At 74.1% G+C, this 22,071-nt stretch carries 24 protein-coding genes and 1 pseudogene; 13 read left to right on the forward strand and 12 right to left on the reverse strand.

What is annotated here, in order from left to right; all coding sequences use genetic code 11:
• Positions 1 to 577 (reverse strand): annotated as a pseudogene (locus ABEA81_RS38020) (hypothetical protein); the annotation flags it as partial.
• Positions 578 to 996: 419 nt separating this feature from the next.
• Positions 997 to 1,380, reverse strand: coding sequence for a hypothetical protein (locus ABEA81_RS38025; RefSeq protein ID WP_345612206.1), 384 nt, complete (start codon positions 1,378 to 1,380; stop codon positions 997 to 999).
• A gap of 168 nt (positions 1,381 to 1,548) precedes the next feature.
• On the opposite strand from ABEA81_RS38025, the gene ABEA81_RS38030 reads away from it, so the two are divergent.
• Both ABEA81_RS38030 and ABEA81_RS38035 read left to right on the forward strand, forming a co-directional pair.
• On the forward strand, positions 1,549 to 2,658 hold the full coding sequence (locus ABEA81_RS38030; protein ID WP_345612208.1) for a sensor histidine kinase: 1,110 nt from the start codon (positions 1,549 to 1,551) through the stop codon (positions 2,656 to 2,658).
• A complete protein-coding gene (locus ABEA81_RS38035) occupies positions 2,655 to 3,323 on the forward strand; it encodes a response regulator transcription factor (protein ID WP_345612210.1) in 669 nt (222 codons plus the stop codon). The genes ABEA81_RS38030 and ABEA81_RS38035 overlap by 4 nt, the downstream gene beginning before the upstream one ends.
• Positions 3,324 to 3,406: 83 nt before the next feature.
• Here ABEA81_RS38035 and ABEA81_RS38040 read toward each other — a convergent pair whose 3' ends face one another.
• Positions 3,407 to 3,844: a hypothetical protein gene (locus ABEA81_RS38040; RefSeq protein WP_345612213.1), complete on the reverse strand. Its 438-nt coding sequence runs from the start codon at positions 3,842 to 3,844 to the stop codon at positions 3,407 to 3,409.
• Between the two features lie 122 nt (positions 3,845 to 3,966).
• Here ABEA81_RS38040 and ABEA81_RS38045 point away from each other — a divergent pair, with 122 nt between their 5' ends.
• Together ABEA81_RS38045 and ABEA81_RS38050 are read left to right on the forward strand one after the other, a co-directional pair.
• Positions 3,967 to 4,641 (forward strand): response regulator transcription factor, encoded by a 675-nt coding sequence (locus ABEA81_RS38045; protein WP_345612215.1) that lies wholly within the window; start codon positions 3,967 to 3,969, stop codon positions 4,639 to 4,641.
• Positions 4,638 to 5,897, forward strand: coding sequence for a sensor histidine kinase (locus tag ABEA81_RS38050; RefSeq protein ID WP_345612217.1), 1,260 nt, complete (start codon positions 4,638 to 4,640; stop codon positions 5,895 to 5,897). The genes ABEA81_RS38045 and ABEA81_RS38050 overlap by 4 nt, the downstream gene beginning before the upstream one ends.
• Here the strand turns inward: ABEA81_RS38050 and ABEA81_RS38055 are convergent.
• Complete coding sequence (locus ABEA81_RS38055) at positions 5,887 to 6,825, reverse strand: NADP-dependent oxidoreductase (RefSeq protein ID WP_345612339.1); 939 nt, start codon at positions 6,823 to 6,825, stop codon at positions 5,887 to 5,889. The genes ABEA81_RS38050 and ABEA81_RS38055 overlap by 11 nt on opposite strands.
• 215 nt (positions 6,826 to 7,040) lie before the next feature.
• Positions 7,041 to 7,442, reverse strand: a complete 402-nt coding sequence (locus tag ABEA81_RS38060; protein ID WP_345612220.1) for a PaaI family thioesterase — start codon at positions 7,440 to 7,442, stop codon at positions 7,041 to 7,043.
• An 87-nt stretch (positions 7,443 to 7,529) separates the two neighbouring features.
• Here ABEA81_RS38060 and ABEA81_RS38065 point away from each other — a divergent pair, with 87 nt between their 5' ends.
• On the forward strand, positions 7,530 to 8,327 hold the full coding sequence (locus ABEA81_RS38065; RefSeq protein WP_345612222.1) for a helix-turn-helix domain-containing protein: 798 nt from the start codon (positions 7,530 to 7,532) through the stop codon (positions 8,325 to 8,327).
• Positions 8,328 to 8,383: 56 nt separating this feature from the next.
• On the forward strand, positions 8,384 to 8,737 hold the full coding sequence (locus ABEA81_RS38070) for a hypothetical protein (RefSeq protein ID WP_345612223.1): 354 nt from the start codon (positions 8,384 to 8,386) through the stop codon (positions 8,735 to 8,737).
• On the opposite strand, the gene ABEA81_RS38075 is transcribed toward ABEA81_RS38070, so the two are convergent.
• Complete coding sequence (locus ABEA81_RS38075; protein ID WP_345612224.1) at positions 8,721 to 8,945, reverse strand: hypothetical protein; 225 nt, start codon at positions 8,943 to 8,945, stop codon at positions 8,721 to 8,723. The two genes, ABEA81_RS38070 and ABEA81_RS38075, sit on opposite strands and share 17 nt — an antisense overlap.
• 370 nt (positions 8,946 to 9,315) lie before the next feature.
• On the opposite strand from ABEA81_RS38075, the gene ABEA81_RS38080 reads away from it, so the two are divergent.
• The 3 genes from ABEA81_RS38080 (at position 9,316) to ABEA81_RS38090 (ending at position 11,626) form a co-directional block, all read left to right on the forward strand.
• Complete coding sequence (locus tag ABEA81_RS38080) at positions 9,316 to 10,440, forward strand: serine hydrolase domain-containing protein (protein ID WP_345612226.1); 1,125 nt, start codon at positions 9,316 to 9,318, stop codon at positions 10,438 to 10,440.
• Positions 10,441 to 10,526: 86 nt separating this feature from the next.
• Positions 10,527 to 10,859, forward strand: a complete 333-nt coding sequence (locus ABEA81_RS38085) for a hypothetical protein (RefSeq protein WP_345612227.1) — start codon at positions 10,527 to 10,529, stop codon at positions 10,857 to 10,859.
• The gene (locus tag ABEA81_RS38090; protein WP_345612229.1) at positions 10,856 to 11,626 is read left to right on the forward strand and encodes an enoyl-CoA hydratase-related protein; all 771 of its coding nucleotides are present in this window, start codon (positions 10,856 to 10,858) and stop codon (positions 11,624 to 11,626) included. Before ABEA81_RS38085 ends, ABEA81_RS38090 begins: the two co-directional genes overlap by 4 nt.
• Positions 11,627 to 11,714: 88 nt before the next feature.
• Here the strand turns inward: ABEA81_RS38090 and ABEA81_RS38095 are convergent, their stop codons facing one another.
• Positions 11,715 to 13,940: an arylsulfatase gene (locus tag ABEA81_RS38095; RefSeq protein ID WP_345612231.1), complete on the reverse strand. Its 2,226-nt coding sequence runs from the start codon at positions 13,938 to 13,940 to the stop codon at positions 11,715 to 11,717.
• Positions 13,941 to 13,954: 14 nt separating this feature from the next.
• Positions 13,955 to 15,331, reverse strand: a complete 1,377-nt coding sequence (locus ABEA81_RS38100; protein WP_345612233.1) for an MFS transporter — start codon at positions 15,329 to 15,331, stop codon at positions 13,955 to 13,957.
• A gap of 72 nt (positions 15,332 to 15,403) precedes the next feature.
• On the opposite strand from ABEA81_RS38100, the gene ABEA81_RS38105 reads away from it, so the two are divergent.
• On the forward strand, positions 15,404 to 16,327 hold the full coding sequence (locus ABEA81_RS38105; RefSeq protein WP_345612235.1) for a LysR family transcriptional regulator: 924 nt from the start codon (positions 15,404 to 15,406) through the stop codon (positions 16,325 to 16,327).
• 144 nt (positions 16,328 to 16,471) lie between these two features.
• Positions 16,472 to 17,308, forward strand: a complete 837-nt coding sequence (locus tag ABEA81_RS38110; RefSeq protein WP_345612237.1) for an SCO6745 family protein — start codon at positions 16,472 to 16,474, stop codon at positions 17,306 to 17,308.
• A gap of 53 nt (positions 17,309 to 17,361) precedes the next feature.
• Here the strand turns inward: ABEA81_RS38110 and ABEA81_RS38115 are convergent, their stop codons facing one another.
• Both ABEA81_RS38115 and ABEA81_RS38120 read right to left on the reverse strand, forming a co-directional pair.
• Positions 17,362 to 17,805 (reverse strand): nitroreductase/quinone reductase family protein, encoded by a 444-nt coding sequence (locus tag ABEA81_RS38115; protein ID WP_425570835.1) that lies wholly within the window; start codon positions 17,803 to 17,805, stop codon positions 17,362 to 17,364.
• On the reverse strand, positions 17,802 to 18,389 hold the full coding sequence (locus ABEA81_RS38120; protein ID WP_345612238.1) for a TIGR03086 family metal-binding protein: 588 nt from the start codon (positions 18,387 to 18,389) through the stop codon (positions 17,802 to 17,804). The genes ABEA81_RS38115 and ABEA81_RS38120 overlap by 4 nt, the downstream gene beginning before the upstream one ends.
• 77 nt (positions 18,390 to 18,466) lie before the next feature.
• Between ABEA81_RS38120 and ABEA81_RS38125 the strand changes: the two genes are divergently transcribed.
• Positions 18,467 to 19,300: an NAD-dependent protein deacetylase gene (locus ABEA81_RS38125; RefSeq protein WP_345612240.1), complete on the forward strand. Its 834-nt coding sequence runs from the start codon at positions 18,467 to 18,469 to the stop codon at positions 19,298 to 19,300.
• Here the strand turns inward: ABEA81_RS38125 and ABEA81_RS38130 are convergent.
• A complete protein-coding gene (locus ABEA81_RS38130) occupies positions 19,297 to 20,553 on the reverse strand; it encodes a lipopolysaccharide biosynthesis protein (RefSeq protein ID WP_345612242.1) in 1,257 nt (418 codons plus the stop codon). The genes ABEA81_RS38125 and ABEA81_RS38130 overlap by 4 nt on opposite strands.
• 183 nt (positions 20,554 to 20,736) lie before the next feature.
• A complete protein-coding gene (locus ABEA81_RS38135) occupies positions 20,737 to 20,928 on the reverse strand; it encodes a hypothetical protein (protein ID WP_345612244.1) in 192 nt (63 codons plus the stop codon).
• Positions 20,929 to 21,014: 86 nt separating this feature from the next.
• On the opposite strand from ABEA81_RS38135, the gene ABEA81_RS38140 reads away from it, so the two are divergent.
• A complete protein-coding gene (locus ABEA81_RS38140; RefSeq protein WP_345612246.1) occupies positions 21,015 to 21,980 on the forward strand; it encodes a zinc-binding dehydrogenase in 966 nt (321 codons plus the stop codon).
• Positions 21,981 to 22,071: the final 91 nt, after the last annotated feature.

A 22,071-nucleotide genomic window follows, 5' to 3' on the forward strand; every position in this document is an offset into this window, starting at 1 on the left:
CCACGGCCGCGCGGGCGCCCTCCGCCGCCCCGGCCGCGCGGGCGGCCTCCGCCGCCTCGGCCGCGCGGGCGGCCTCCGCCGCCTCGGCGGCGCTGGCGGCCTTCGCCGCCTCGGCTGCGTCCGCAGCGGCCCGGGCCGCGTCGGCCTCGGCGGCCGCCCGCTGCATGTCGGCGGCCTTCACGAGTGACGCGGCGTCGGCCACGGGGAGGTCGGCGAGCGCGCCGATCGCCTCGGCGGCGGGGGCGACGGGCGTGAACGCCGCCGAGACCGCCTCGGTGACGTCGAACGCGTCCGCACCCTCCGACGCGGGTTCGGTACCCAGGAGCTCTTCGACGGCGACGCGCAGGGCGGCGCCGTCCGCGGCGACGGGGAGCGTCTGGGCGAGGGCGTGCTGAGCCGTGGCTGCGAGCGCTCCGCCGGCCACGACGGTGGCGACGAACCGTGCGGGCAGCGACGAGGTCAGCTGCTGGACGGGGACCGACCGGTGGGCGCCACCGACCCCCGCTGCCGCCAGTGCGGCGGTCAGCGGGGGCCCGAGGTGCGCGCGCCGGCCCTGGGGGGAGCGGTGCCGAGCCACGACCTTTCCTTCCGGATCTCGTGGCGACCCGGCCCGGACGTCCCGCTCGGGGGTGCGGGCGGACCGTCGGGGGGCGTTCGGTCCGTGTCCGGTTTTCGTGACCGGGTCGTTATCGATCCGGGAGCAACGTTAGCGGGCGCCGGGCGTTGAACAAGCCGCGGCAGCGCCGGCTGAGGCCGTTGGCCGGAGTCACGCGACGAGCGGCAGGAACGCGAGAGCCTGGTCACAGGGCCGTCGACCGCTCGCCGTTCACCGCACGGTCACGTCCTGTCCCCCGGCGGGCGGTCGTCCAAGAGATCAGTGGGACCGCGCCGGCACGTGCCGGTACCGACGAACGGGGCATCCTCGCCCGCCGATCACCGCAACGGCTGCGGTGGACGGCTCCGATCGATGATCAGGATCGGCGGTCGCGGCGTCCGTCAAGCGGGCCGAGTCCGGTCGCGCCCCAGCGGCACGGGGGGCTTCGCGAGGGAACCGACCGCCGCGACGACGCCCACCACGAGTGCGACCATCTGCACCCACTTCCCCACGGTGACGAGGGCGTTCTGGCTGCCGAGCATGTTCGCGGCGTCGCCCACCACGAAGAACCCGACCAGGATGAACCCGCCCGCCACGAGCGAGATCGCGGGCGCCCAGCGCACCGGGAGCAGGGCGGCGGCGCCCGCCACCAGCAGGATCAGCATCCCCGGCGGGACGACCGGGTAGTCCCAGCCGCCGAGGATCTGCACGGGGATCCCGACGGCCGAGACCACCAGGCTGACGAGGACCGTGCGCCGCAGGCGGTCGGCGAGGATCCGGAACATGGCTACCCCCAAGGTTCTGGTCGGCCCGCTCCTGCGGGCCGTCGCCGACGCTAGGGACGGCGCCGCCCGGGCGCGTCCGCCCGGGAGCGGCACCGGCGCTACGCAGATCCGCGTAGGTCGGGTCCGGCGAGGTCCGGGGCGCGCGGCGGGCCGCTAGCCTCGGCGCTCGTGATCTCCCGGACCGGGCGCGGCGCGGTGCGCGGCCGCATCGCCGTCGCGGCCGCGGTGCTGGCCGTCGTGGTGCTGGCCGGCACCGCGCTCGTCGCCCGGCTCCAGTCCCAGGCGGTGTTCGACGCGCGAGGGGTGGCGGCGATCCTGGTGGCCGCTGCGGCGTGGAGCTTCCACAACGCCGCACCTGCCGTGTCGGCCGCCGCCGCGACCGCCACCGTCGTCGGCTACGTCCTCGCCGGCCAGCCCTACGGGCCGATCCTCTCCTTCGTCGTGCTCGCCTGCTTCGCCCTCGCCCGGCACCGCCGCGCCCGGATCACCGCACCGGTCTGCGCCGCGGCAGGCGCGGCGCTGGCCGCGGCGTTGGGGACGCGCCTGGACGCGGTGCCGCACGCCGTGGCGGTGACGGTCCTGCTGGCGTGGCCGGGTGTGTTCGTCGCGGTGCCGGCGCTCGCCGGTGCGCTGACCCGGATGCGCGCCGAGGCCGTGACCCGGGAGCGCGCGGCGCTGCTGGCCCGCGGGGCCGACGAGGAACGGCTGCGGGTGGCGCGCGAGGTCCACGACATCGCGGGCCACGGCTTCGCCGTGGTGGCGATGCAGGCCGGCGTCGCGCTCACCGTGTTCGACGAGCAGCCGGCGCAGGCCAGGGTGTCGCTCGACGCGATCCGGTCCGCCAGCGAGCACGCGCTGCAGGAGCTGCAGGCCGTCCTCGACACGCTGCACGCGGGGGTGTCCACCGCCCGCGACGTCCCGGATCTCGTCGAGCGCGTGCGGGCAGGGGGGCTGCCGGTCGCGCTGCGCATCACCGGCGACCCCGCCGTGCTCGGCGACCGGGAGTCGGCCGCCGTCTACCGGCTGGTGCAGGAGGCGCTCACCAACGTGCTGCGCCACGCGGGGCCGACGGCGGCGGAGGTGGACATCGAGTACGGGGCGCGCGAGGTGTCGGTCGCCGTGCGCGACCGGGGCACCGGCGGTGCGGCCGCGCCCGGGCGCGGCCTGAACGGCCTTCGGCAGCGGGTCGAGGAGCTGCGGGGCACGTTCACCGCGCGGGAGCGGTCCACCGGCGGCTACGAGGTGGCGGCCACCTTCCCCCACGGAGGTGGCCGGTGATCAGGGTCGCGCTCGCCGACGACGACGAGCTCGTGCGGATGGGCCTTCGGGTCCTCGTCGACCGCGAGGACGATCTCGAGCTCGTCGGCGAGGCGGACGACGGCGCCGGTGCGCTCGACGTCGTGCGCTCGGCCCGCCCGGACGTGCTCCTGCTCGACCTGAAGATGCCCGGGCTGGACGGGATCGGCGTGCTGCGGGCGGTGGCCGCCGACCCTCGGCTGGCCGGCACGCGGGTCATCGTCGTCACGACGTTCGAGATCGACCGCTACGTGGCCGAGGCGCTCCAGGCCGGGGCGAGCGGGTTCCTGCTCAAGAGCAACGTGCCGGCGGAGCTGGTCCGGGCGATCCGGGTGGTGGCCGCGGGCCAGGCGCTGCTCTCGCCGTCGGTGACGCGCCGGGTGGTCCGGATGTTCGGGCGCCACCTCGCCGGGCCGACGCCGCCGCGCGCCGCGTGGGACTCGCTGACCACGCGGGAGCGCGAGATGGTCGCCTGGGTCGCCACGGGCCTCTCGAACGACGAGATCGCACGCGAGCTCGTGCTGAGCCCGGACACCGTGCGCACCCACGTGAGCCGGGCGATGGTGAAGCTCGCCGCCCGCGACCGGGCGCAGCTCGTCGTCTTCGCGATGCGGCAGGGGCTGACCATCCCCGATGTGACCGGATGAGCGAGCGGATCACCAGCACAGCGCCCGCGCGAAGCGCCGTGCGTTGAACCGGGGTGGCGGCCCCCCGACCGCCACGCCGACCCTCAGCGCGGTGGTGCCGGCACCGCCGGTTCGACCCGCTCGAGGCGCGGCTCCCGCGGTCCGTCGGCGTCGCACGTCACGGGCGGCGGACCCGCGGGCTCGGCGGGCGCGACCCGGATCACTCCCCCCTCGGGTAGGACGCGGGCGTCTCCCCCGCCCGGCTCGACGCGCTGCCGCCTCCCCTCCTCCACCCGGGGACGTTCGGGCGGGGCCGGCAGGGTTCGGAGCCGCTCGCGTTCCTCGTCGGTGGGCTCGCGCGTCACGAGCTCACCGTTCTCGCAGGTCACGATCAACGGCTCGCGTTCGTCGTCCGGTTCGCCCGCCGAGGCCGCGCCGGCCGTCGCGACGGACAGGCCCGCCGCCACCAGCACGGCCACAGCGATGCTGCGTTTGCCCACCCCGCCGGCTCCGCCGGCCGGCCATCCACCTGGCTTGCGCATCGTCCACCTTCCACTCGATCTTCAGGGACGAGGGGAGCATCACCGGGGCGGGCTGAACCGAGCCTGAACGCGCCCGAACGCGTCTTCAGGTTCGGCTCAGGCGGACGCGCGAGACTCCCGCCGTGCGGATGCTGCTGGTGGACGACGAGCGACGGCTGACCGACGTGCTCGCGAGCGGCCTGGCGAACGAGGGCTTCGCGGTGGACGTCGCGCACGACGGCAGGGACGGGCTGTGGCTCGCCACCGAGAACGCCTACGACGTGATCGTCCTCGACGTGATGCTGCCGCGGCTGTCCGGCTACGCCGTCTGCCGCGAGCTGCGCACGGCGCGGAACTGGACGCCGATCCTCATGCTCACCGCGAAGGACGGGGTGCACGACGAGGCCGAGGCGCTGGACACCGGGGCGGACGACTACCTGTCGAAGCCGTTCTCCTACGTGGTGCTGCTGGCCCGGCTGCGCGCGCTCGTGCGGCGGGGCGGGCCCGCCCGGCCGGTGTCGATCGCCGTCGGCGACCTGACGCTCGACCCGGCCGGCCTGCGCTGCCGGCGGGGTGAGGTGGACATCGCGCTGACGCCGAAGGAGTTCGCCGTGCTGCACGGGCTGGCCCGGCGGGCGGGCGAGGTCGTGTCCAAGCGGGAGCTGCTCGCGCAGGCGTGGGACTTCGCCTACGACGGCGACCCGAACATCGTCGAGGTCTACGTCAGCGCACTCCGGCGCAAGATCGACGCGCCCTTCGGACGAACGTCGCTGGTCACGGTGCGCGGCGCCGGCTACCGGCTGGAGGCCACTCCATGAGGGCGCACCCGCGGATGTCGGTGCGGCTGCGGACGACGCTCGCGGCCACCGCCGTCGTCGCCGTCGCACTCGGCATCGCGTCCGCGGTGCTCGCCGGCGTGCTGGCCGACAGCCTGGCCGACAGCGCGACCGCGGAGGCGGAGCGCCGGGCCGCTCTCACCGCGGAGCTGCTCACCGTGGCGCCGCCACCGGCGCCCGCCGCGGAGCCCCGGCTGGTGGTCGCGCCCGACGTCGTCGTGCAGCCCGCGCAACCGGGAGCCCCAGCGCCCGCCACGCCGAGCTTCGGCCGGACGGAGCGTTTCGCCGTGGCGAGCCGGCCCGTGGTGACCGCGGACGGAGCGATGCTCGTGCAGGCCAGGGCGTCACTGCACCCGGCGGCCGACGCGCTCGAGACCCTGCGCTCGGTGCTGCTGCCCGGCGTCCCCGCCCTGCTCCTGCTGGTCGCCGCGCTCACCTGGATCGCGGTCGGGCGCGCGCTCGTCCCGGTCTCGGCGATCCGCCGCGAGCTCGCCGACATCACCGCAACCGACCTGCACCGGCGCGTTCCGGTGCCGCACACCCGCGACGAGGTGCGGCTGCTCGCCGAGACGACGAACCGCACCCTCGACCGGCTCGAGCAGGCCGTCGGGCGGCACCGCCGGTTCGTCGCCGACGCGGCGCACGAGCTGCGCAGCCCGCTCGCCGTGCTGCGCACCCGCCTGGAGATCGCCCCGCCCCAGCCGCTCGCGGCCGAGGCGCTCGCCGACGTCGACCGGATCCAACGCCTCACCACCGACCTCCTGCTCCTCGCCCGGCTCGACGCCGGCGAGCCGCCCGAGCACGTGGAGGTCGACCTGGGACAGGTCGCCGCGGAGGAGGCCGCCCGCGGCCGGCCGCGCACGGACGTCCGGGTCGACCTGCGGATCGACGCCGGGATCGTCGTGCGCGGATCGGCGGAGCAGCTGGGCAGGCTGGTGGCGAACCTCGTCGACAACGCGGTGCGGCACGCCGCGGGCGTCGTGACCGTGGGCCTGCGGGAGCGCGACGGGGACGCCGTGCTGGAGGTCGAGGACGACGGGCCGGGCATACCGGCCGACCGGCACGAGGCGGTGTTCGACCGCTTCGCCCGGCTCGACGAGGCCAGGGCCCGCGACGCAGGCGGGTCCGGGCTCGGCCTCGCCATCGCCCGGGACATCGCCGTGCACCACGGCGGTTCCCTCGCCGTGGTGGGCGGGCCGCCGGGTGCGGTGCTGCAGGCCCTGATCCCTACACGATGAGCACGAGCTTGCCGGTGGTGCGGCCCAGCTCCCCCGCGCGGTGGGCGTGCGAGGCCCGCTCGAGGGGGAAGGTCTCGGCGACGAGCACGCGCAGCCGCCGGTCGTCCACGAGGCGGGCGAGCTCCTCGAGCCCGTCGCCGTCCGGCTCGACGAGCATCGAGGTGGCGCGCAGGCCGCGCTCCGCCGCCGCGGCGAGGGCGGCCGCCGCCGCGGCCGACGGCAGGCAGATGAGCCTGCCGTCGGGGTGCAGGATCTCGAGCGAGCGGGTGGACACGTCGCCGCCGACGAGGTCCAGCACGAGGTCGACCGGGTCGATCGCCTTCTCGAACGCCTCCGCGCGGTAGTCGACGGCCTCGTCGATGCCGAGGTCGTGCAGCAGGTTGTGCTTACCGGCCGACGCCGTGCCGATCACGTGCGCTCCCCGCGCCTTCGCGATCTGGACGGCGAGGTGCCCGACGCCCCCCGCCGCGGCGTGCACCAGCACCCGTTGCCCCGGCTGCACGGCCGCGATGTCCACGAGGCACTGCCACGCGGTGAGCCCGGCGAGCGCGAGACCGGCAGCCTCCACCTCGGACAGCCCGGCCGGGCGGTGGGCGAAGTGCCGGGACGGGGCCGTCACGAACTCGGCGTACGCGCCGGCCTGCCGCGGGAACCACGGCATGCCGAACACCGCGTCGCCCACCACGAACCGCGTGACGCCCGGCCCCACCGCGTCGACCACGCCCGCGACATCCCAACCCACCGTGAACGGGGGCGGCCCGAGCACCGCGGCCATCCCGGCTCCGGCACGGGTCTTCCAGTCCACGGGGTTCACGCCCGCCGCACCGACCCGTACCCGGATCTCGGTGGGCAGGGGCTGCGGGATCTCCGCCTCGCCGAGCTCGAGCACCTCCGGTCCGCCGGTCGCCAGCTGCGTGATCACGCGCATCGTTCCCACGGCGGATGCCTACCACCGCCGCCGCCCGCACCGAGGCCCTCAACCCGGCCTTCCCACCTGTCGCGCGACGAACGGCACCCTTCCCGCGCCAAGGCCGTCCTGGGATCACCCACGCGCGCTCGGCGGCGAAGGCCGGTGCCGTCACCGGCACGATGAGGCAGCCGAGCCGTTCCCCGATCCGGCTCGACCTCGGCGACCTGCGGTTGCTACCGGATCACCGCCTGCGTCTGGGTCACCCGCGCGGCGAGCCGGCCGTCGGCGTCCCGCAGCTCGGTGTCGGCCACGATCACCGTCCGCCCGACGTTGAGCGGACGGGCCGTCGCCTCCACGTGGCCGGCCGTCACCGGCCGCAGGAAGTTCGTCGCCGAGGTCACGGTGGCGGTGCCCCTGGCCCCGTCGGGCAGGTTGAGGAACGCGCACCAGCCGCCTGCTGCGTCGGCGAGCGCCATCAGTGCCCCGCCGTGCAGCAGCCCGCCCGAGGTGCAGCGGGCGGCGTCCCAGTCCAGCCGGAGCACGACCTCGTCCGACCCCACCTTCAGCGCCGTCGCACCGAGCACGGCGGTGAACGGCATCGCTGCGTGCAGCTGGGCGGTGAGCTCGTCGGCCATGACCACCACCCTGCCCGGCCTGCCGACACGGGTCCATTACCTGCGACGTCATGGAGCAGCAGCGCGGGGGGCGCTAGCGTCGTCGTCATGACCGCCGCGACCGTCACCGGCACCTCGTTCGGGTCCCTGCTGCGCGACTGGCGCCAGCGCCGCAGGCTCACCCAGCTCGACCTCGGCATCCAGGCCGACGTGTCGGCGCGGCACCTGAGCTTCCTCGAGACCGGCCGGTCCCGGCCGAGCCGGGACATGGTGCTGCTGCTCGCGGAGGAGCTGGACGTGCCGCTGCGCGGGAGGAACGAGCTGATGATGGCCGCCGGGTTCGCGCCGGCGTACAGCGAGCACTCGCTCGACGACGCCGAGATGAACGAGGTGCAGCGCTCGCTGAACCGGGTCCTGGAGGGCCACTTGCCGTACCCGGCCGTGCTCGTCGACGGGTCCTGGAACATGATCGGCGCCAACCGCGCGGTCGCGCTGCTCACCGACCTCGTCGACCCGGCGCTGCTCGCACCGCCGGTGAACGTCCTGCGCGTGAGCCTGCACCCGCGGGGCCTCGCCCCACACGTCCTCGACCTGCCCGAGTACGCGGCGCACCTGGTGTCCCGGCTGCGCCGGCAGGCCGAGCGCGCGGCGACCACCGGGCTGCGGGCCCTGCTCGACGAGCTCACCGGCTACTGCCGCGACGCCGGCCTCGACCCGAACGCCCACCCGCGCGACCGGATCGTGCTGCCGCTGCGGCTGCGCCACCCCGACCAGGAGCTCACGCTGTTCAGCACGGTGGCCGTGCTCGGCGCCCCGCTCGACGTCACGCTCGACGAGATCGCCATCGAGAGCTTCTTCCCCGCCGACGACGCCACCACCGCCTACCTCCGGGAGCGGTTCGGGTAAATCCGGCCGGGAACGTCGGCCCCACCCGGCACCATGGACCGCCGGGGGTGGGGCGGGTGGGCGAGCCGCTGATCGGTGTCGAGGACATGGAGACCCAGCGCTGGGCCGAGGGCTACGCGGCCACGGCGAACGCGGGGTTGCGGGCGGTCGCGGCGAAGGTGCCCGGCACCGTCGCGCTCGCCGTCCGGTGGGCCTGGCGGGCGTCGCCGCCGCTCACGCTGCTCGCGGGCGCCGTGCAGCTCGCCGCGGGCGCTGTCACCGCGTTCGGGCCGGCCCGGCGCCGGGGCTCGGTCACGAGCACGTTGATCACAGGGCGCGACCCCGCGGCGGAGGTGCGGGCGTTCACCACCCAGCGGGTCCTGCCGGCCGAGCACCGCCGGGTCGGCGACCTGATCACCTGTCGTAGATGAGCGTGACGATGCCCGCGCGCGCGAACGCCTCGGCCTCTGCGCGGTGGTCGTCGCGAGGTCCCGGCCCGGCTCCGGTGACGATGACGATGCCCGGACGGCGGCCGGCGCCGGCGGGGGCGAGCACCGTCCCGGACAGCTCGACGCCGCTGCCCTGGAACGTCACCTCGCTCTCGGTCAGTGCGGGCGCGGCGGCAGATGGGGCCGGCATTCCCGCCGAAAGACCTCCGACCAGCAGGGTGAGGGCCACCGCCCAGGGGGCCGAACGATGTCCGGAGAACATCGTCGAACGATTACATCCGGGGTCCGGGCCGGCACTGCGCAAACCCCCGTGCGCAGGGGTGGCACACCCCCGCCTGAAACCGTTGGCGCCTCGGCGCACGAAGGCTCCCCGACCCGCGGTCACCGCAGCAGGTGACGCCTCGACGATCGCGCTCGCGACCGGGGCCGGCCCACGTCGGCGCCGATCAAGACCCCTACCCCCCAGGGGGTTCCCCGAGTCCCGAGTCGGGGGATGTCCCGGTGCCGGTCGTCATACCGCGACGAAAGGATCGAGGGGTTGATCGAACAGGGGGGTTTGCATGACGAGGCGGGCCGCGGCTCTCGGAGCCGCACTGGCGGGCGTCCTCACCGTCGCACTGGCTGCCGTACCCACGACCGCGATGGCGAACGGTGAGCACGGTGTACCGGCCGAGCAGCAGGAGCTCCAGCGGGAACTCGACGCGGTCGTCACGGCGGGAGCGACCAGTGCCACCGCCGATATCACGTCCGGAGGCCGGCACCTACGCATGTCGAGCGGTACGGCCCGAGCGGGTACCGATCGGCCGGTTCCGCCGGACGCCCGCTTCCGGGTCGGAAGCGAGAGCAAGACGTTCCTCGCGACCGTCGTCCTGCAGTTGGTGGCCGAACACCGGCTCGGGCTCGACGACACCGTGGAGAGCCGGCTGCCCGGCGTCGTCCCACAGGGCGACCGGATCACCGTCCGGCAGTTGCTCAACCACAGCAGCGGGCTGTTCGAGGTGCTCGCCACGCTGCCGTCGCCACGCTCGGAGGAGTTCCTGCAGCTGCGCTGGCGAACCTGGACGACCGCGGAACTCGTCGCCCGCGCGATGGCGAAGCCGCTGCTCTTCGAGCCGGGGGCGAAGGCCGAGTACTCCAACACCAACTACCTCGTCCTCGGGATGCTCGTCGAACGGTTGACCGGCAATGCCTACGCCGAGGAGATCGAGGGCCGGATCATCCGGCCGCTGCGGCTGCACGGCACCTCGCTACCGGGCACCGATCCCGTCATCCACGGTCCACACGCCCGTGGGTACCTGGCGATCGAGCGGGACGGGGAGCAGCAACTGGTGGACGTCACCGAGATCAACCCCTCGATCATGAACGCGGGTGGTGACATCATCTCCACCGCCCGAAGCCTGAACCGCTTCTTCGAGGCGTTGTTCGGCGGCCGGCTGCTTCCCGACCACCTGCTGCGGGAGATGCGGACACCTGTCCTCGATTCCGAGTACGGCCTCGGCATCATCCGGCGGTCCCTGCCCTGCGGGGGCACGGCGTGGGGCAAGGACGGCGACGCCCCGGGCTACTCGAGCTCGACGTTCGTCTCGCCCGGCGGAGACCGGCAGCTCACGGTGTCGGTGACCTGGGGGCCGGGTGATCCCGGCGATGCGGTGGACGCGCTGCTCGACGCAGAGTTGTGCCGCTGAACTACTGGTCGCGGCAGACCGGCGCGGTGCAGGCGGTCGTGCGGTAGCCGGAGGCTTCGAAGCCGGTCCGCTTCCAGTGGGTCGCAGTGGTGTTCCAGGACCCGCTGCGCTGGCCGGTGCACGCGGAGAACAACGTCCGCATCGGACGCCTCGACCACCCCGACCCGGGCGGTGCGCGGCTCGCCGACGCCGCCGCCCGCTCGGGCGCGGCAGGCGACCGGATCACCGTGCTCGTGACGCACCGGCTGGCGAACGTCAGGCACGCCGACCAGATCCTGGTGCTGGAGCGGGGCCGGCTCATCGAGCACGGCACCCACGAGCAGCTGATCGCCCGCCGCGGCACCTACCACGAGCTCTTCACCCTCCAGGCCAGCGCGTACACCGGCGAGGGCGATGCGCGGGATACGGTCCCGGCATGACGGAGCTGGTGCACCTCGACGTCGCCGCCGGCGTCGCCACGATCACCCTCGACTCCCCCGCCAACCGCAACGCGCTCTCCGCGCAGCTGCGCCGGGAGCTCTCCGCGCACCTGCAGGGGGCGATCGACGACGCCGCGGCGCGCGTGATCGTGCTGAACCACACCGGGCGGGTGTTCTGCTCCGGGATGGACCTCAAGGAGTCGCGCGACGCCGGCACCGGGGACCAGGGCGTCAACGAGCTCCCCGCGATCCTGGAGCGGATCTGGACCTCCCCCAAGCCGGTCGTCGCCCGGGTCGCAGGCCCGGCGCGGGCGGGCGGGGTCGGCCTGGTCGCGGCCTGCGACATCGCGGTGGTGGCCGACGACGCCACGTTCGCGTTCAGCGAGGTGCGGATCGGCGTGGTGCCGGCGGTCATCTCGGTCGTGGTGCTGCCGCGGCTGCTGCCCCGCGCGGCGCACGAGCTGTTCCTCACCGGCGAGACGTTCGACGGGCCGCGGGCCGTGCGGATCGGGCTGGTGAACAGCTCCGTCCCGGCGTTCGACCTCGACGCCGAGGTCGCGCGGTACGTCGAGATGCTGCGGCTCGGTGCCCCCGGGGCCCTGGCCGCCGCCAAGGAGATGCTGCGCCGCGAGCGCCCCGCCGCTCTGGGCGCCCAGTTCACCGAGATGCAGGAGCTGTCCGCCCGGTTCTTCGCCGGTGCGGAGGGCCAGGAGGGCATGCGCGCCTTCGCGGAGAAGCGCAAGCCGGTCTGGGCGCAGGAGCCGTAGTTCCGCCGCGCTGCAGGGGGTGATTCCGTTCGCGGAGGGCTTCCGCATCCAGGCGAGATCGGCCGGATCGCGACATCAGCCGTCCGGATCAGTCGATCACCTCGTGCACCTCGTGCGGGCCGTCGGCGGCGAGGGCGAGGTCGACGTGCTCCAGGATCCCGGTGAACGGGAAGCCGCCCTCGTAGTCCCACGACACCGGCGACAGCGAGTCGCCACCGACGGTGAGTCCCTGCCAGCCGATCAGGTACCGGGCGGTGGACGCGATCTCGCCCGTGCCGATCTCGGAGCCGTCGCAGAGCAGGGTCGCGCGGCCACGCCGCACGCCCGTCTTCGTGAAGTGCATCGACAGGCGCCGGGGCGCGGCATCGTCCGGGATGGCGCCCTTGACGTGGTAGCGGGTGCCCTGGTGGTTGTACTCGTAGCGCAGCTCGCCGGCCTTCACGAAGAGGACGTGTCCGCCGCAGACGTCCCCGTGGGCGAGCAGGACCCCCTTGTCGTCGCGCTCCATCCGCACGGCGGCGTCGATCGTGAAGGACCGGTCGTAGACGAGTGGCGTGATCCCGCCGGGGACCCGCGTCATGCCCGGGTAGTAGCGGTAGGACCGGCGCCTTCGGGGCGAGGTCGCGCTGTGGTAGCGCGCGGCCCGCTCGGCGAAGTTGCGGTCGTCGAGCGGGAAGACGTCGTAGCGCTCGGCCTCCGACCACCACCGGCCGACCAGGTTCGCCAGGACCTCCGGGTGCTCCGCGGCCACGTCGTGGCACTCGGAGAAGTCGGTGTCGAGGTGGTAGAGCTCCCAGGCGTCGTCGTCGTAGGACCTGCCGCGCTCGTGGTAGGCCACGGCCTTCCAGCCGGCGTGCCAGATGGCGCGATGGCCGTACATCTCGAAGTACTGGGTGTGCCGGCGGGACGGGGTGGCGGGGTCGTCGAACGTGTACCGCATCGAGGTCCCGTGCACCGGCAGCTGCGGACGGCCGGCCCGCAGCTCCGGCATCGCCGTCCCCACGATGTCGAGGACGGTCGGGGTGACGTCGATGACGTGGTGGAACTGGCTCCGCACCCCGCGAACCGCGATCCCGGCGGGCCACGAGACGACGAGGGGAGCCCGCACCCCGCCGGCGTGGGTGTTCTGCTTGTAGCGCTTGAGCGGGGTGTTCGCGGCCTGCGCCCAGCCCCACGGGTAGTTGCTGTGGTTGCGCGGTCCCCCGATGTCGTCCAGGCCGGCGAGGTTGTCCGCGGTGGTGACCGCGTCGCCGTTCTCGTAGGCGATCGTGTTGGTGGTGCCGTCGCGCCCACCTTCCTGGCTGGCGCCGTTGTCCGACATCAGGATGATCAGCGTGTTCTCCCGGACCCCGAGGCGTTCGAGGTGCGCGACGAGCCGGGCGAGCTGGTCGTCGGTGTGCTCGACCATCGCCGCGAACGCCTCCTGCATCCGGGCCATCGCACGGCGGTCGTCCTCGGAGAGCTCGTCCCACGCCACCACGGACTCGTTGCGCGGGGCAAGGTCGGTGCCCTCCGGCACCACGCCGGTGCGCAGCTGCTCCCGGTGCCGGGCCGCGCGGATCTCGTCCCACCCGATGTCGTAGCGGCCGCGCACGCGCTCGAGGTACTCGCGGGGCGCCTGGTGCGGGGTGTGCGCGGCGCCGAGGGCGAGGTAGAGAAAGTACGGCTTGTCCGGCGCGTTCGACTTCTGGTCGGAGACGAAGTCGATGGCGTGGTCGATCAGGTCCTCGGTGAGGTGGTAGCCCTCCTCGGGCGTCTTCGGCGGGTCGACGCGCTGGTTGTCCTGCACCAGCTCCGGGTGGAAGTGGTCGGAGATGCCCTCGAGGAAGCCGTAGTAGCGCTCGAAGCCCCGCCCGAGCGGCCACTGGTCGAACGGCCCGGCGCTCCCGGTCTGGTCGAGCGGCGCGAGGTGCCACTTCCCGTAGCAGGCCGTGCTGTAGCCGGTGTCCTTGAGCACCTCGGCCACGGTGGCCGCGTTCGGGCTGATCGTGCCCCGCTTGCTCGGGAAGCCGCTGTCGGCGTTGGACAGCAGCGACATGCCCACCGCGTGGTGGTTGCGGCCGGTCATCAGCGACGCCCGGGTCGGCGAGCACAGCGGCGTCACGTGGAAGTTGGTGTACTGCAGCCCGGCGCGCGCCAGCGCGTCCATCGTCGGCGTGCGGATCTCCGAGCCGTAGCAGCCGAGCGTGCCGAACCCGACGTCGTCGAGCACGATCAGCACAACATCGGGGCTGCCCTCGCGCGGGCGCGGGGGCTCCGGCCACCACGGGTCGGAATCGGCGTAGGTGATCCCGACGCGACCGGCGTTCTCCATGCTCCTCCTTGCGATCAACGGGCCGGGCCGAACCGCCGCTCGGCGGTGGCCTGCACCTCGTCGAGGGTCTGGCCCTTGGTCTCGATCGACAGCACCGAGATGGCCGCGACGTTCACGGCGGCCAGGACGGCGATGAGCAGGAAGGCCCCGCCGCCGAAGGCGGCGAAGGCGAACGGCAACAGGAACGTGCCGACGACGCTCCCGAGCTTGCCCACGGTGTTGACCAGGCCGATGCCCCTCCCCCGCAGCTCGGTGGGGAAGACCTCGGGCGCCCAGGCGTAGAAGGCCATCGACGTGCCACCGTTGATGAAGCCGATGGCCGCGGCGAAGGCGACGAGGACGAGCGTCGAGGACTGGAAGCCCGCCCAGATCACCACCCCGGCGACGACGACGGTCGAGGTGCCGGCGATCGCGATGAACCGGCGCCCGACCCGCTCCACGACGACGAAGCAGACGATCAGGCCGATCACGACGGCGAGCAGCGACGTCGCCGCGGTGAAGAGCAGCGGGCCGAAGGTGCCCGGGACCGCGATCCGCTGGATCAGCGTGGGCTGGTAGAGCAGGATCGCTGAGCCGTACAGGTTGTTGAAGCCCCAGTAGATGCACATGCCGAGCAGCACCAGGGAGAGTGGGCGCCGGAACAGCCTGCGCAGCGCCCCCGCGCCCGCGTTCGGGGAGGCCAGCTCGGACAGTGGGGGGATCGGGGCCGTGCCGGAGTCGCCGGTGGCGTAGCGCCACGCGGCCTGCGCGTCGGCCTCCCGCCCCTTGCTGCGCAGCCAGTGCGGCGAGTCCGGCGTGCGGTGGCGCAGGAAAAGCAGGATGATCGCGGCGATCGCGCCGGTGGCGAGTGCCCAGCGCCAGTGCTGCGGTCCGCCGCCCGTCGTGAAGATGATGAGGGTGACGCCCACGGCGACCACCGAACCCAGCATCCACGCGACGCCGGCCAACGCGGTGTAGGTGCCCCGGCGGCGCGACGGGATGAACTCGGCGATGAGCGCGCCGGCGGCCGGCATGTCGGCGCCGATGGCGAGCCCGACCAGGAACCGGATGGCGATGATCTGCCACGCCGCCTGCGCCGGCAGGAACGCGAGCGAACCGACGACGAACAGCGCCATCGAGGCGAAGAAGACCTTCCGCCGGCCGTAGCGGTCGGTCATCGGTCCCGCGAGCAGGGAGCCGGCCGACATCCCGAGGAACGCCGCCGCGGTGAGCGCCCCGAGCTCGGCGGGGCCGAGCCCGAACTCCGGCACGATCCCCAGTAGCGCGCCCGAGAGGATCAGCAGGTCGTACCCGTCGACGAAGTAGCCGCCGATCGCGGTGATCGCGATCCTGCGCTGTGGCCTCGTGAGCCGGCCCGACTCGAAGTCCGGCAACGTCGACGGCGTCGTCATGGTCGGGACGCTAGCGACGCGGCGAGCCATCCGTCCAACTTGTGTTTCGACTCGGACCTATACGGTTCACGGATGGATGTCCGGAGGCTCCAGCTGGCGTGGCTCGCCTCGTTCCTCGCCGTCGCCGAGGACGGCTCGATGACGGCGGCGGCGGTGTCGCTGCACCTCAGCCAGCCGCGGATCAGCGCGCACATCGCCGCGCTGGAGGCGGCGGTGGGCGCACCGCTCTTCGAGCGCGGGGCGCGCGGCGTCACGCTCACCCCGCTCGGGCTGCGGCTGCTCCCCCGGGCGCGGAAGGTCTTCGACGAGCTGCAGGCCGCCGCCGACGACCTCGACGCGGCCCGCGACCGCCTGCAGGGACGGCTGCGCATCGGCAGCTACCCGGGGGCCAGCGCGGTCCTCATCGCGCCGCTGCTGGCCCGCTACCGCGCGCGCCACCCGTGGGTGGAGGTCGACCTCCTGGAAGGGGACGTGGCGAAGCTCGACCGTGCGGTGCTGCGCGAGCAGGTCGACTTCGCCGTGCGGCCCGCCGGCCCGACCGGCGACCCGCCCCCGTCCTCCTCGCCGCTGTGCCAGGAGAAGATCGTCGCGATCGTGCCGGCCAGGACCGCCCTCGACCCGGACGCGGTCGCGGACCTCGGCTTCGTCGCAGGTCAGACGGTGATCGTGAGCGGCGACCCGCAGGGCGGGTGGTCGGACTACGCGGACCGCCTCGCGGAGATGGGCGTCCGGCCCGGGCGGGTGATCACGGCGACGATGCCGACGACCGTGACAGCGTTCGTCCGCGCCCGCCTCGGCTTCGGCCTCCTCGGCGCGTTCGCCGCTCGGGCCGTGGGCGGGCCGGATACCGCGACGCTGGAGCTGCCCACGCCCCCGTGGCGCCGCGAGGTGCGGATCGTCCCCGCCGCCGGTGCCGACAGCCTGCCCTCGCAGGCCTTCATCCAGCTGCTCCGCCGGCACGGGCCGGGCCTCACCGAGGGCCTTGCGTCCTGGTGAGCGGCGGCGGTCCGGGGCGAGATTCGGCCGACGCGCGGCTCGCCCCGGGCCGCGAGGCGCCGGTGCGGAGGGCCAGGAGGGCATCCGGGCCTTCTCGGAGAAACGGCCACCCGCCTGGGCCCCACGGGCCTGATCGCAGGCACGATGTCGCTCATGGCTCCCACCGCCCGTCGCCTCCACGAGCTCCTCGAGCCGATCTGCCTCGTCACCTTCTTCGCCGACGAGTGCAACGAGGAGCTGGCCGCGCTCGGCCACCGCACCTACTGGGACGGCTACTTCGCCAGCCGCGCTGCGCCGCTGGGGCGGGTGCCTGCGCAGGTGGTGCACGCGGCCTTCTACAGCTTCGCCGACGGCGAGGCCGCGCGGCACATCCCGAGCGCGTGGGAGACGATCCCGCCCGAGGCGTCCGTCGCCGCGCGGGAGCGGGGCAGCGCGGCCTCGCTGCGGCGCATCCTCGGCGCCGAGCTGGCCCACTCCCCCGGCCTGGCGCGCGCCGCCGACCTGACCACCAAGGCCGCGACGAGCGCGCCAACGGAGGGCCGGGTGATGTACGCCGGGATGCGCACCCTCCCGGTGCCGGGTGACCCGGTCGCCCGGCTGTGGCACTCCGCAACCATGCTGCGCGAGCACCGCGGCGACGGGCACGTGGCCGCTCTCGTCGGCGCGCGCATCGGCGGCACGGAGGCCCACGTTCTGTCCGCGCTGGAGCAGGGCATTCACCCGCCGGAGTCGTTCGGGCGCATCCACCACCTCCCGGAGGAGCGGCTGGCCGCCGTCATGGACGGCCTGCGCGAGCGCGTGCTCGTCGACGCCGACGGCCGGTTCACCGACGCCGGCCGCGAGACCAAGCGACGCATCGAAGCCCTCACCGACGAGCTCGCCGCCCCGCCGTACGACGCCCTCTCCCCCGCCGAGCTCGACGAGCTGGTCGCCGAGCTCGAACCGATCACCGCGACCCTAGTGGCCGCGGGCTCGCGCTGACGAGCAGCGACCGACGGGACGAAGGCGGCTCGCCCGGGCCGCGGGGCGCCGGGTCAGCCCTCCGTGTTCGGCACCAGCGCGACCACGGGAATGGCCCGCGTCGTCTTCCGCTCGTGCTCGGCGAAGAACGGGTAGGTCGTCTTCAGCATCTCCCACACCGGCTCGTGCTCGGCACCCTCGAGGGTGCGCGCGACGGCGCCGCGGGGGGCACCGGACTCGTCGCCCACCTCGACGGTGACCTCCGGGTGGGCCACGAGGTTGAGGTACCAGTCCGGGTGCCGGGGCGCACCGATGTTCGAGGCGATCACCAGCACCCGGTCGCCGTCGCGGTGGAACATCATCGGGGTGGTGCGGCGCTCGCCCGTGCGCCGTCCCGTGGTGGTGAGCAGCACCAGCCGCTCGCGGTGCATGCCGTCGACCGGGCCGCCCGCCCGGAACTGCTCGATCACGCGCTTGTTGACCTCGCGCACATCCATCCGCACAGCCTGCCCCGTCACGGCGTCCACCGCGGGTCGCGGCCCGACGCGGCGAGGGCACGCTCGAACGCCGGGGCGTCGGCCGGCGCCGTGACCTCGGCGCCGAACCAGCCGCCGTCCCGCCCGGACGGCGCCATCGCGAGCACGCCCTCGAGCACCACCGCCCCGAGCTCGTCGGGGACGTCGACGGTGCGGCCGGTGGCGACGGCGAGATCCCATGCGTGCACGGCGAACTCGGCCGTGAGCATCGAGCCGATCGCGGCCGCGGGCATCGGCCCGCCGCCCATGCTGGACTCGCCCTCCCACGCGGCCGGGTCGGCCCAGGCCCCGGCCGCGGCCTCCGCCTCGTCCGCGCACGCCTGCGCCCACTTGTCCTCCGGCAGACCGACGAGGTACGGGGTGCGGTCCGCGGCGGTCCACGAGGGGTCCCACGGCTCCCTGGTGCCCGAGAGGCGGGCCAGCAGGAACCCGAACGCCAGGTGGTTCACGACGTCCCGCACGGCGTACTCGGCGCACGGCGACGGGTCGTCGTAGCGGGCGAGGTCGGTGTCGCGGATCGTCGCGACGGCCAGGTCGACGCTCTGGCGCAGGAAGTTCGTGTGCATGCCCCGAGCCTGCTCCGCGGCGTCCCCGCGGTATTGGACGAACGCGACACCCGCTCCGACGCGGCTAACCTGGGGGCGTGCTGCATGCGCCCGCGCTCGACCGTGCGCTCGGTGTGCTCGCCGGCCGCCGGATCGTGGCACTCACCGGAGCCGGTCTGTCCACCGACTCCGGCATCCCCGACTACCGCGGGCCCGACTCGCCGCGCCGCACCCCGATGACCTACCAGGAGTTCCTCTCCGGGGAGCCGGCGCAGCGGCGGTACTGGGCCCGCAGCCACGTCGGCTGGGCACGGATGGCGCACGCCACCCCGAACGCGGGCCACATCGCGCTGGCGGCGCTCGAGCGGTGCGGGGTGCTGCGCGGTCTGATCACGCAGAACGTCGACGGCCTGCACGCCGCGGCCGGGAGCCGTGCCGTGATCGACCTGCACGGCCGCATCGCCGACGTCGTCTGCGTCGCCTGCCGCAGGCGCAGCACCCGCGCGGCGCTGCAGGAACGGCTCGCCGCGCTGAACCCGGGATTCGTCGAGGCCGCGGGCGACGCCGTCGAGACCGCGCCGGACGGGGACGCCGAGCTCGCCGCCGTCGACGGGTTCCGGACGGCCCGCTGCACCGACTGCGGGGGTGTGCTCAAGCCGGACGTCGTGTTCTTCGGCGAGAACGTGCCGCGCGAGCGGGTGGCCCGCGCCTACGCGATGGTCGACGCCGCCGCGGCGCTGCTCGTCGCGGGGTCGTCGTTGACGGTGATGTCGGGCCTGCGGTTCGTCCGGCACGCCCACAAGGCGGGGGTCCCGGTGGTGATCGTCAACCGCGGTACCACCCGGGGCGACGAGCTCGCGGACGTGCGGGTCGACGCCGGCTGCTCGGAGACGCTCTCCGCCCTGGCCGCCGCGGCGAGCACCGCGGCCTAGTGCCCCCCGCCCCTCGCCGCACGCACCAGGAGAACACCGGCGGCCGCGACGCCTTGCGCGCCCAGCCACGCGACCCCGGTGCCGGCCACGCCCATCACCGGCATGAGGAACCAGCTGCCCGCGATGACCGCGGTCGTGACCGCTGCCGGCAGTCCGAACAGGACGCGGCCGTCGCGGCGCACGCGGGCGGCCCAGACCGCCGACCAGGTGATCGCGTTCGGGATCGCCGACAGCACGAGCAGCACCAGCAGCAGGCTGCCCTCGTCGGCGTAGTGGGGACCGAACAGCGACAGCAGCGGGTGTGCGGCCACGGCGATCACGAGCACCGCCGGGACGAGGAGCGCCATGGCCTTGTGGAGCATGCCGCGCCGCGCCGCCTCCAGGCGGTGGGGATCGGCGGCGACGTGGGCCACCAGCGACTGCCCCATGCCGTTGACGACCAGGTAGAGCGCGTACGCGATCTGCCATGCGATGCCGTACACGGCGGCCGCCTCCGGACCGAGGCGGGCCAGTACGGCGAGCGGAAGGCCGAACACCGCGGCGAGCAGGAACACCGTGCCGGCGTAGTCGGCGCGGACGAACGAGGCGACGTCCCGGGCCGTGACGGCGGGGGCGACCCCGGCGGCGTCGGCGCGCGGGAGCACCCGTGCCAGGTAGACGGTGACGACCAGGACGATCACGGCCGTGGCGGCGACCCAGGCGACGGCGAGCCCGATCCACATGCCCAGCGCGGCCGCCCCGCCGAGGAACACGATCTTCAACACGGAGAACACGAGGTTCTCCACGGGCACGAGGGTGGCCTTCTTGATCGCGGGCAGGACGTAGTCCTGCATCACGAACATCGCCCACACCGGGGTGGAGAACGTGAAGAACGCCACCAGCTCGGATCCGCCGAACACGGCATGCAGCTCGGGAGCCCACCACGAGGCGCCGAGGGCGAACACGGCACCGGCCAGGGTCGCCGCCGCGACGGCCGCGGCGTAGCAGCCCACCACGAGCGCGCGGGTGTTGCGCCCCGCCACCGGGACGAAGCGCAGCAGGGCGTTGCCGAGGTTGAGCTGCGCCGCCGTGCCCAGGAGCGTCATCGCGGACAGGACCGTGCTGTTCACCCCGACGGTCGCCGAGTCGTACAGCCGGGCGGCCATGATCCAGAACAGCAGCCCCAGCCCGGAGGTGAGGCCGGAGCTGAGCACGAGCGCGAGCCCGTCCCGGTGCTGGGGGGTCCGCCAGCCGCCCAGGAGACCCGATCGCACCTGGGCAGCACGGTCACGAGTCGGGACACGATGCTCCTGCAAGGTCGTCATGGGCCCTTCCGCTCGCCGGGTCACCCGGAGCGACCGCACCGGGTATTGCGCACACCCTGCGGGCTGGGCGCTGAGGCGACGCTGAGAGCACGCGCGACGCTGAACCCACGCTGAGAGCGGCGGGCGGGGGCCTCAGTCGCGCTGGGCGGATCGCCGCGCGGCGATCCGGGCCGCCGCGGCGTCCACCACGCGGTCGGACACCACCGCGGTGCCCCAGCACAGCGGCACCAGCACGACGGTGGCGAGCAGGACCTGGAACCCGAACGGCAGTTGCGTGAGCCACAGCTCCACCGCGTCCCACCAGTCCGCCAACGCCCGTACCATGTCTACCCACCCCGCCGGCTCCGCCGGCTTCCGTCCCCGTCGTGTCCCACACAGTAGCCGCGGGCGTTCCTGGCTAGATTCGCGGCATGTTCGCCGTCTACGCCGCAGAGCCCAACGCCGACGCGCCGCTCGACCCGCTCACCGTGGGCGAGCGGCCCGCCCCCGAGGTGCCCGAGGGCTGGGTCGCCGTGACCGTCACCGCCGCGAGCCTCAACATGCACGACCTGTGGACGCTGCGCGGCGTCGGGATCAAGCCGGACCAGTTCCCGATGATCCTCGGGTGCGACGGCGCCGGAACCCTGGAGGACGGCACCGAGGTCGTCCTGCACTCGGTGATCGGCGACCCGGCGTGGGACGGCGACGAGACGCTCGACCCCAAGCGCACCCTGCTCACCGAGAAGCACCAGGGGACGTTCGCCGAGACGGTCGTGGTGCCGGCCCGCAACGCCGTGTCGAAGCCGGCGGGGCTCACCGCCGTGCAGGCGTCGGTGATGGGCACCGCGTGGCTCACCGCCTACCGGATGCTCTTCACCAAGTCGGGGCTGAAGCCCGGCCAGACGATGCTCGTGCAGGGCGCGTCCGGCGGCGTGTCGACGGCGCTCGTCCAGCTGGGCCGCGCCGCGGGGATGCGGGTCTGGGTGACCGGTCGCACGGACGAGAAGCGGGCCGTCGCCGAGCGGCTCGGCGCGCACGCCACGTTCGCGTCGGGCGAGCGGCTGCCGGAGCGGGTCGACGCCGTCTTCGAGACGGTCGGTGACGCCACGTGGTCGCACTCGATGCGGGCGCTCAAGCCGGGCGGGGTGATAGTCGTCTCCGGTTCGACCAGTGGGCCCAACCCCGGGGCCGACCTCCAGCGGCTGTTCTTCCTCCAGCTGCGCGTCCTCGGCTCCACCATGGGCACCCGTCAGGAGCTCGCCGACCTGCTGCGATTCGTCGAGAACGCCGGCATTTCGCCCGAGATCGGGCTCGAGCTGCCGATGGATCGGGCGCCCGAAGGGTTCCGCGCGATGCTCGACGGAGACACTTCCGGAAAGATCGTATTCACCCGATGAAGCCGTTTATCGCGCTGAATCGGCCGTTCGTCTAGCGGTTCTTGTTGCTGAGAACCCCGTTCGGCCCTCTCAGGACGTACAGTGTGTGACC

This window comes from Pseudonocardia adelaidensis, assembly GCF_039543345.1.
GTDB lineage: Bacteria > Actinomycetota > Actinomycetes > Mycobacteriales > Pseudonocardiaceae > Pseudonocardia > Pseudonocardia adelaidensis.

Excerpts from the sequence above, each read along its gene's own strand:
- ABEA81_RS38025 (WP_345612206.1), bottom strand. The coding sequence starts at position 1,380 with ATGTTCCGGATCCTCGCCGACCGCCTGCGGCGCACGGTCCTCGTCAGC.
- ABEA81_RS38040 (WP_345612213.1), bottom strand. The coding sequence starts at position 3,844 with ATGCGCAAGCCAGGTGGATGGCCGGCCGGCGGAGCCGGCGGGGTGGGC.
- ABEA81_RS38050 (WP_345612217.1), top strand. The coding sequence starts at position 4,638 with ATGAGGGCGCACCCGCGGATGTCGGTGCGGCTGCGGACGACGCTCGCG.
- ABEA81_RS38055 (WP_345612339.1), bottom strand. The coding sequence starts at position 6,825 with ATGCGCGTGATCACGCAGCTGGCGACCGGCGGACCGGAGGTGCTCGAG.
- ABEA81_RS38060 (WP_345612220.1), bottom strand. The coding sequence starts at position 7,442 with ATGGCCGACGAGCTCACCGCCCAGCTGCACGCAGCGATGCCGTTCACC.
- ABEA81_RS38065 (WP_345612222.1), top strand. The coding sequence starts at position 7,530 with ATGACCGCCGCGACCGTCACCGGCACCTCGTTCGGGTCCCTGCTGCGC.
- ABEA81_RS38075 (WP_345612224.1), bottom strand. The coding sequence starts at position 8,945 with ATGCCGGCCCCATCTGCCGCCGCGCCCGCACTGACCGAGAGCGAGGTG.
- ABEA81_RS38080 (WP_345612226.1), top strand. The coding sequence starts at position 9,316 with ATGACGAGGCGGGCCGCGGCTCTCGGAGCCGCACTGGCGGGCGTCCTC.
- ABEA81_RS38090 (WP_345612229.1), top strand. The coding sequence starts at position 10,856 with ATGACGGAGCTGGTGCACCTCGACGTCGCCGCCGGCGTCGCCACGATC.
- ABEA81_RS38095 (WP_345612231.1), bottom strand. The coding sequence starts at position 13,940 with ATGGAGAACGCCGGTCGCGTCGGGATCACCTACGCCGATTCCGACCCG.
- ABEA81_RS38100 (WP_345612233.1), bottom strand. The coding sequence starts at position 15,331 with ATGACGACGCCGTCGACGTTGCCGGACTTCGAGTCGGGCCGGCTCACG.
- ABEA81_RS38105 (WP_345612235.1), top strand. The coding sequence starts at position 15,404 with ATGGATGTCCGGAGGCTCCAGCTGGCGTGGCTCGCCTCGTTCCTCGCC.
- ABEA81_RS38110 (WP_345612237.1), top strand. The coding sequence starts at position 16,472 with ATGTCGCTCATGGCTCCCACCGCCCGTCGCCTCCACGAGCTCCTCGAG.
- ABEA81_RS38120 (WP_345612238.1), bottom strand. The coding sequence starts at position 18,389 with ATGCACACGAACTTCCTGCGCCAGAGCGTCGACCTGGCCGTCGCGACG.
- ABEA81_RS38135 (WP_345612244.1), bottom strand. The coding sequence starts at position 20,928 with ATGGTACGGGCGTTGGCGGACTGGTGGGACGCGGTGGAGCTGTGGCTC.
- ABEA81_RS38140 (WP_345612246.1), top strand. The coding sequence starts at position 21,015 with ATGTTCGCCGTCTACGCCGCAGAGCCCAACGCCGACGCGCCGCTCGAC.